Here is a 6084-nt window from a genome sequence, read left to right as displayed (position 1 = left end):
CGGAACTCCTCTCGGAGCTCCGGCCCGCGGTCGGGTGTCAGCGGTGGATCAGTGCTCGTCGTGGCGACGCGTACGGTTCTCCTGCTGCAACGTGGTGAGCATCGAGTGCTCGCGGTCGTGCTTGCCGTGATCGGCGTCGTCGAGATGACGCACCTCGTCGACGGGGTCGGCGGTGAGTGCGCCCCGCGGGGGCCGGCCGGCCGCACCGAGCTGGTTCATCTTCGTGGGCACCTTGGCACCCGCGTACTCGAGCGGAACCGCGTGACCGTGCTCGTCCATTCCGCCCAGCGGCTGGTGGACCTCGACGAACTCGCCCTGCGGCATCCGCATGATGATGCCGGTCTCGATCCCGTGCTCCAGGACCTCCCGGTCGGCCCGCTGGAGACCCAGGCAGAGACGGTAGGTGAAGAAGTACATGACCGGCGGCAGCAGGATCAGACCGATCCGGCCCGCCCATGTGGTGGCGTTCAGCGAGATGTTGAAGTGATACGCGATGAGGTCGTTGGATCCCATCAACACCAGGATCACGTAGAACGTGATGGCCATGACGCCGGCGGCGGTACGAACCGGAACGTCGCGCGGACGCTGGAGCAGGTTGTGGTGCGCGGTGTCACCGGTGAGCTTGGCCTCGATCCACGGGTACAGGAACATCACCGCGACCATGGCGCCGAGCATCACGGCCACCCAGAGGACGGCAGGGATGGTGTAGTTGCCCAGGTAGATCTCCCACGCAGGCATCACGCGGGCGCCGCCCTCGGTCCACAGCATGTACCAGTCGGGTTGCGAGCCGGCGGAGATGTGGGATGGGTTGTACGGCCCGAGGTTCCATATCGCGTTGATGGTGAACAGGCCCGAGAAGAGCATGAGCATGCCGACCGTGATGGCGCCGAACGCGATGGACTTGACGGCGAAGACCGGGAGGATCCGGACGCCGACGACGTTGTTCTCCGTGCGGCCCGGCCCGGGGAACTGCGTGTGCTTCTGGTACCAGACCAGCGCGAGGTGCGCGGCGATCAGGGCCAGGATGATGGCGGGGATGATGAGCACGTGCAGGACGTAGAAGCGCGGGATCATGAGGTCGCCGGGGAAGTCCCCGCCGAAGATCATCCAGTGCATCCAGGTCCCGATCACCGGGAGCCCGACGATGATGCCGGAGGTGATCCGGAGGCCGGTGCCCGACAGGACGTCGTCCGGCAGGCCGTAGCCGAGGAAGCCCTCGACGATGCCCAGCAGCAGGAGGACGCAGCCGATGACCCAGTTGGCCTCACGCGGGCGACGGAACGCACCGGTGAAGAAGATGCGGATCATGTGGACCACCATCGAGGCGACGAAGAGCAGCGCCGCCCAGTGGTGGATCTGCCGGACGAAGAGCCCGCCACGCACCTCGAAAGAGATGTTGAGCGCGGTCTCGTAGGCCCGGGAGATCTCGATGCCGTTGAGCGGGGCATAGGCGCCCTGGTAGATCACCTTCGACATCGACGGGTCGAAGAAGAGGGTGAGGTACACGCCCGAGATCAGCAGGATCACGAAGCTGTACAGGGCGATCTCGCCCAGGAGGAACGACCAGTGCGTGGGGAAGACCTTGTTGATCTGCCGGCGCATGCCCTTGGCCATGGTGTACCGGGAGTCGAGCGCATTGCCGACCGCGGCGATTTTGGTGTTGTTACTCATGAACGACGCTCCCAGAAGGCAGGTCCGACCGGCTCGATGAAGTCACCGTTGGCGACGAGGTAACCCTCGTTGTCAACCGCGATGGGCAACTGCGGCAGTGCGCGCGCGGCGGGGCCGAAGACCGGCTTCGCGTACTCGAGCGCGTCGAACTGCGACTGGTGGCACGGGCAGAGGAAGCGGTGCGTCTGCTGCTCGTACAGTGAGGTGGGGCAGGCGAGGTGCGTGCAGATCTTCGAGTAGGCGTACAGGTCGCCGTAGTTGAAGTTCTCCTGGCCCTTGCGCTTGATCACCCGGGCCGCGTCCGCCGGGCGGAAACGGATCAGCATGACCGAGTTGCGCACGCCGTGGATGGAGTGCATGTGCTCCTCGAAGTCGCCCAGGGCGCTCGCGGGAAGCGGGAACACGGACTCGAGTCCACCGGCCGCCAGGTCCTCGACGTGGATGCGCTCGAGGCGCCCCTCTCCCGCGGGGGGATGGCCGTCCGGGTAGACCTTGCCGGTGTCGCGACCGAGGTACACCTTCTCGGCCGGGAGTCCGTCCGGGCGGGTGTCGGACGCGAGGGTCCACCCCGTGGTGTGCAGGGTGCCGTCTCCGGCGATGGTGAGTTCCCCACGGCGCCACGGGTTCTTGACCATGCCACCGAGCGGCAGGATCGCGGACAGACCGATGAGGGCGACGCTCGCTCCGAGGAAGCCGCCCATGACCTTGCGGCGACCCAGGGTCGAGGTCTTCCAGGAGTCGTTGAGCCCGGCGACGAGGGTCCGGCGGTCGATGTCCTCCGACGGGCCGTCGTGACGGGTCTGGACCGAGATCTCCTCGGGGATGAACTTCTTGGTGAACTGCACCGCACCGAAGCCCAGGAAGAGGATCGACAGGCCGATCGTCAGGCCGAGGAGGGGCGTGTACACCATGTAGAGCCAGTAGCCGTCCTCGCCCTGGCCGCGGTACTCCCAGGGCCAGGCGATGTAGATGACGGCGAAGGCCAGCGCGAGGACCGCGGACAGTGCGAACCAGGTGGTGACGACTCGTGCGGCACGCTTCTCGGATCGCGTGGTGACACCGTCCGGCCACCGGTTCTCGCGGAATCGGACGTCGACCTCGTCGAGTTCGGTTCCCAACCGGACGAGCTCGGCGTCGCTCATCCGGTCGAGGTCCGCGGGGGACGGGTTCTTGGGGGTCTCACTCATGAACGGGATCCGATCCAGAGGGTCGCACCGATGAGGGCGACGATGCCGACTAGCCAGATGGCCACACCTTCGGTCACGGGGCCGAGTCCGCCGAGCGCGTAGCCGCCGGGCGAGACCTTGGAGTCCGTGTCCTTGATGAAGGCGATGATGTCCTTCTTCTCGTCAGGCGTGAGCTGACGGTCCGAGAACTTGGGCATGTTCTGCGGACCGGTGAGCATCGCCTGGTAGATCTCCTGCTCGTTGGCAGGGTCGAGGATGGGGGCGTACTTGCCCGCCGACAGCGCTCCGCCGCGACCGGTGAAGTTGTGGCAGGAGGCGCAGTTGAGGCGGAAGAGCTCGGAACCGCGCGCGATCTCCTCGGCGCGGGCCTCGCCCGAGGCACCGCGCAGCGACCCCTGGGCGATCGACCCGTCGGGATCGGTGACGATCTCGGGACCGCCGCCGAAGAGGTGGACGTACGCCGCGAGCGCGACGATCTGGTGCTCGCTGTAGCGCGGTTTCTTGCGCTTGGCCTGGGCCTCGTTGTTGCCCGCCGGCATACGACCGGAGTGCACCTGAAAGTAGGTCGCGCCCGCGCCCGTGCCGACGAGCGAGGGCCCGCGGTCCTCGACACCCTGCAGGTTCATTCCGTGGCAGGTGATGCACGCGACGTCGTAGATCGACTTGCCCTCGGCGATGAGCGCGGCCTGGTCCTGCTGGGCGGTCGCGACCTGGGGCTCGGGAACGACGGCCGTGGCGATGGCCCCGGCGCCGAGGAGACCGGCGGCGATGACGAGCGCGCCGGTCGCCTTGCGGCGACGCTTCGACGAGGCCGGACGAGCCGGATTCACCGCGGGCTCCGGCGACGGCGTGTCCGCAGCGGGTGGGTGAGGTGAGTTCATTATGAGTTCCCTTTGGAGTTGGGACCTGCTGGACGCAGCGTCCTGCGGCCAGCTGACTACTGAATGAAGTAGATGGTGACGAAGAGGCCGATCCAGACCACGTCGACGAAGTGCCAGTAGTACGACACGACGATGGCCGCCGTGGCCTGGGCGGGAGTGAACCGGGACATGGTCGTCCGCATGACGAGGACGACGAACGCCAGGACGCCGGCCGCCACGTGGAGGCCGTGGAAACCGGTGGTGATGAAGAAGACGGACCCGTAGACGCTGGACGAGATCGTGGTGCCCTCGAGGTACAGCATGACGTACTCGTAGGCCTGACCGATGAGGAAGACCGTGCCCATGAGGGCCGAGATGATGTACCAGCGACGGAGACCGAAGACGTCACCCTGCTCGGCGGCGAAGACGCCCATCTGACAGGTAACCGAGGACGCCACGAGGATCGCCGTGATAGTCAGGGCGAACGGGACGTTGAGGTGCGTCGGGTAGGAGGGCCAGTCACCTCCCGAGTTCGCCTTGGAGACGAAGTACATCGCGAACAGCCCCGCGAAGAACATCAACTCCTGGGACAACCAGATGATGGTGCCCACACTGACCATGTTCGGCCGGTTCAGCGAATGAACGCGCTGAGCCATTGCCGATCCTGAGTTATCCACTGCGCTCGTCACGAGGCCAAGTATGACCCCTGAGGTGGGCGGAGGCTGCAGGGACCCCCGATTTCGGCGTGTCCCCACAGCGTTTTCGCAGGTCGTTCCTAGAACTCCCCGGTAACCCGTCAGGGGACGCACCCCGTGCAGGGGTATCAGGGCCTTCTCAGGCTCTTCTGCGGCTGGGGGAACGGGTCCCGTGACGGGAGTCCGCGGGCACCGACGACGCGGCTGGTGGCACGATTGTCACTGTGCGGTCGGACGGTGACGGACCGCCGGGATCCAGGGAGAGAGGTCGGGACACGTGGGGAGTTCTGCAGCGTTCGACGAGGGCCGGTCCTGGCCCGGGGTACTCGGCACGCTCACGGCGGGTGAGGACCTGGAACCGGCGGACGCCCGCTGGGCGATGTCCCGGATCATGGAGGGCCTCGCGACGGATGCGCAGATCGCGGCGTTCGGGGTCGCGCTCGACATGAAGGGTGTCACGGGTCCGGAACTGGACGCCCTGTCCTCCACGATGCTCGACTACTCGCGTCGCGTGCCGACCTCCCGGCCCTGCGTCGACATCGTCGGGACCGGCGGGGACCGGCAGGGAACGGTGAACATCTCCACCATGTCCGCCCTCGTCGTGAGCGCCTGCGGAGTGCCCGTGGTCAAGCACGGTAATCGTGCGGCGTCATCGAAGAGCGGAGGGGCCGACGTCCTCGAGGCTCTCGGGGTGGCGATCGACCTGGGCCCGGAGGAGGTCGCCCGGTGTGTCGACGAGGTGGGTGTGGCCTTCTGCTTCGCCCCCGTGTTCCATCCCGCCCTCCGCTTCGCCGCCGCGCCACGGCGGGAGATCGGCATCCCGACCGTCTTCAACATCCTGGGTCCCCTGACCAACCCCGCGGCCCCCGCGGCCAACCTCATCGGGTGCGCCTTCGACCGTCTCATGACCGTGATGGCGGAGGTCTTCGCGCTCCGCGGGCGCTCGGCGCTCGTCGTGCGGGGAGCCGACGGCCTCGACGAGATCACGATGACCGGGCCGACCCGCGTGCTGCGCGTCTCGCACGGCCGGATCGAGGAGGACGAGATCGCCCCCGGCGACTTCGGGATGGCGACGTGCGCGATCGAGGAGCTGCGTGGGGGGGACGGGCAGCACAACGCGGGCGTCGCCCGGGACCTGCTGGCGGGTAAGAAGGGCCCCGTCAGGGATGCCGTCCTGCTCAATTCCGCGGCTGCGCTGGTGGCTTTCGACGGACTCGAGCCGGGAGCTGACCTGGTGACCGCGATGACGTCGGCGGTGGATCGCGCCGCGAGGGCGGTGGACGACGGCGAGGCGGCCGGACTCCTGGACAGGTGGGCGGCCTTCAGCGTCGCGCGGGACTGATCCCTGCTCTGCTCGTCTCCGCGGCCGCCCGTTCGGCTCGATCCGCCCATGCGGTCAGAGTGTGGGCACCGTCGACGGGGAGGGCCCAGCAACCCGCGACCGACACGATGCGGGTGGGTGCGGAGTCGATCCATCTGTGCACGTTCCGGATCTCCGAGGCGCTGGCGCCGGAGAACGGCCCGGGTCCGGGTCGCACGGTCGTGGCGCCCGCCCTGAGTGAGTCGATGACGGGGAGGGGGGCGGCCCCGGCCGGCACGATCCCCGAGGCGGCCAGACGTCCGTGACGCACGACTGCCACGGCCCATGTGCGCGCGGGGCCGGGCTGGTCC

5 protein-coding genes and 1 pseudogene are annotated in these 6084 nt (G+C 67.8%); 1 reads left to right on the top strand and 5 read right to left on the bottom strand.

What is annotated here, in order from left to right:
- Positions 1-48 precede the first annotated feature (48 nt).
- Genes G6020_RS06260 through G6020_RS06245 form a run of 4 tightly spaced genes read right to left on the bottom strand, consistent with a single transcriptional unit; the run spans position 49 to position 4407 of the window.
- Positions 49-1671, bottom strand: a complete 1623-nt coding sequence (locus G6020_RS06260; RefSeq protein WP_182610024.1) for a cytochrome bc complex cytochrome b subunit — start codon at positions 1669-1671, stop codon at positions 49-51.
- Complete coding sequence (locus tag G6020_RS06255; protein WP_182610023.1) at positions 1668-2858, bottom strand: ubiquinol-cytochrome c reductase iron-sulfur subunit; 1191 nt, start codon at positions 2856-2858, stop codon at positions 1668-1670. The genes G6020_RS06260 and G6020_RS06255 overlap by 4 nt, the downstream gene beginning before the upstream one ends.
- Positions 2855-3739 (bottom strand): cytochrome c, encoded by an 885-nt coding sequence (locus G6020_RS06250; protein WP_182610022.1) that lies wholly within the window; start codon positions 3737-3739, stop codon positions 2855-2857. Before G6020_RS06250 ends, G6020_RS06255 begins: the two co-directional genes overlap by 4 nt.
- A 56-nt stretch (positions 3740-3795) precedes the next feature.
- Positions 3796-4407: a heme-copper oxidase subunit III gene (locus G6020_RS06245; RefSeq protein ID WP_182610021.1), complete on the bottom strand. Its 612-nt coding sequence runs from the start codon at positions 4405-4407 to the stop codon at positions 3796-3798.
- A 283-nt stretch (positions 4408-4690) separates the two neighbouring features.
- Here G6020_RS06245 and trpD point away from each other — a divergent pair, with 283 nt between their 5' ends.
- Positions 4691-5755, top strand: coding sequence for an anthranilate phosphoribosyltransferase (gene trpD / locus G6020_RS06240; RefSeq protein ID WP_182610020.1), 1065 nt, complete (start codon positions 4691-4693; stop codon positions 5753-5755).
- On the opposite strand, the pseudogene G6020_RS16730 reads toward trpD, so the two are convergent.
- Positions 5736-6084: pseudogene (locus G6020_RS16730) on the bottom strand (hypothetical protein); the annotation flags it as partial. The gene trpD and the pseudogene G6020_RS16730 sit on opposite strands and share 20 nt — an antisense overlap.

Source organism: Dietzia sp. B19, from assembly GCF_014145155.1.
GTDB lineage: Bacteria > Actinomycetota > Actinomycetes > Mycobacteriales > Mycobacteriaceae > Dietzia > Dietzia natronolimnaea.
Note: the sequence above shows the minus strand (reverse complement) of the source record. Positions and strands in the feature narration are given on the sequence as shown.

What these genes read in the sequence shown, in the direction of transcription:
- G6020_RS06260 (WP_182610024.1), bottom strand. Translation starts at nt 1,671, where the DNA reads ATGAGTAACAACACCAAAATCGCCGCGGTCGGCAATGCGCTCGACTCC.
- G6020_RS06255 (WP_182610023.1), bottom strand. Translation starts at nt 2,858, where the DNA reads ATGAGTGAGACCCCCAAGAACCCGTCCCCCGCGGACCTCGACCGGATG.
- G6020_RS06250 (WP_182610022.1), bottom strand. Translation starts at nt 3,739, where the DNA reads ATGAACTCACCTCACCCACCCGCTGCGGACACGCCGTCGCCGGAGCCC.